The sequence below is a fragment of the Brenneria roseae subsp. americana genome, assembly GCF_003115815.1.
GTDB lineage: Bacteria > Pseudomonadota > Gammaproteobacteria > Enterobacterales > Enterobacteriaceae > Brenneria > Brenneria roseae.
Window position 1 is genome coordinate 1 of the sequence record NZ_QDKJ01000041.1, and the last position, 1,201, is coordinate 1,201.

3 protein-coding genes are annotated in these 1,201 nt (G+C 43.0%); 2 read left to right on the forward strand and 1 reads right to left on the reverse strand.

The annotated features are described in order from the left end of the window. A partial coding sequence (locus B4923_RS20675; protein ID WP_281261847.1) for an RHS repeat-associated core domain-containing protein occupies positions 1-477 on the forward strand: 477 nt, incomplete at its 5' end. A 10-nt stretch (positions 478-487) separates the two neighbouring features. Next, positions 488-835 (forward strand): hypothetical protein, encoded by a 348-nt coding sequence (locus B4923_RS20680; RefSeq protein ID WP_109491559.1) that lies wholly within the window; start codon positions 488-490, stop codon positions 833-835. 64 nt (positions 836-899) lie between these two features. Here the strand turns inward: B4923_RS20680 and B4923_RS20685 are convergent, their stop codons facing one another. Next, positions 900-1,082, reverse strand: a complete 183-nt coding sequence (locus B4923_RS20685) for a SymE family type I addiction module toxin (RefSeq protein ID WP_342752584.1) — start codon at positions 1,080-1,082, stop codon at positions 900-902. Positions 1,083-1,201 lie beyond the last annotated feature (119 nt).

Genomic DNA, 1,201 nt, shown 5'->3' on the forward strand with positions numbered 1-1,201 from the left:
CATCGTTATTATGATGCAGAAGGTATCCAGCAGTATATTTCGCCTGACCAGATAGGGCTGGCCGGTGGGATAAGACCTCAGGGGTATGTGCACAATCCGCTGGAGTGGGTTGATCCGCTGGGGTTGGCTGGGTGTCCAGTTAAGGAATATGAGGTCGGTACTTATAACGATTTGAAAAATCGTTCGGTAAGTGGTGATGAATTGGATATACATCACGCTATGCAGAAACATCCCGCTGAGCAAGTTGTTTCTGGCTACGATCCTAAAACTGCTCCATCTATTGCTATTCCTAAAGTGGAGCATCGAGAGATTCCAACTATGAAAGGGCCATATAGTGGTTCAGCCAGAGATCTTTTAGCAAAAGATATTAAAGATCTTCGGGAATATACAAATGCTCCAGCTTCTTCTATAAAAGAATTGATAAAGAAAAATAAAGAAATGTTCCCTGATGCTTTTAAAAAGCTACCGAGAAAATGAAGGTGAATTTATGAATGCTGAACAGTTTGTTGATGTTATAAAAAAAGTTGTTACAGAGTCATCGGTTAAAGGCATTGAATCTATATTAAAGTCTCCTCCAGGGAGGAGGCCGAGGAAAGATTTATTGGAAATGTCAAAGTATTACAATGAAAGAACGGATGAAGAAAAAGAAATAATAAATAAAATAATAAAACTTTCTGTAGATAACGGAGTGTTTGGTTTTTTCTGTGTATTAGATGGTGTTAGAGCCATTGAAGATGGGGAGAACAAAGGTACGCTTTCTCTTATCTATAAGAAAGATACAGAAGTGGTTTTAAATAAAGACGAAGATCTACACGATTATTATAACGCTGTATAATCTTAATTGGCCGGAAGTGATCTAATGATCTTTCCGGCTATTTTATTTTTAGCGGTTAGTATTATTACGCCAGCATATTTCCCCGTTCTGCCCGAATGGTTATTTTACCGGGCAGCACGTCAATGATTAACGGCTGACTGACTAACCCGCTCTGCGTCAACCAGTCGCCCGCCAGAGTTAACTCCCCGTTGTCACTTACCCAGTCCGCGCCTACGTTGTCGTATGCACGCGGGCTGTTGAGCGGCATTGAGCGCGACCATCTGCCTGCGGTGCGGTTTTTCTACGACGAGCATGACCGCCTGATGGAACGACATATTGCCCGCGCGCAGGGCGTGCAGGTGCGTCGCTGGAAGTACGAAGGGTTGC

Excerpts from the sequence above, each read along its gene's own strand:
- B4923_RS20680 (WP_109491559.1), top strand. The coding sequence starts at position 488 with ATGAATGCTGAACAGTTTGTTGATGTTATAAAAAAAGTTGTTACAGAG.
- B4923_RS20685 (WP_342752584.1), bottom strand. The coding sequence starts at position 1,082 with ATGCCGCTCAACAGCCCGCGTGCATACGACAACGTAGGCGCGGACTGG.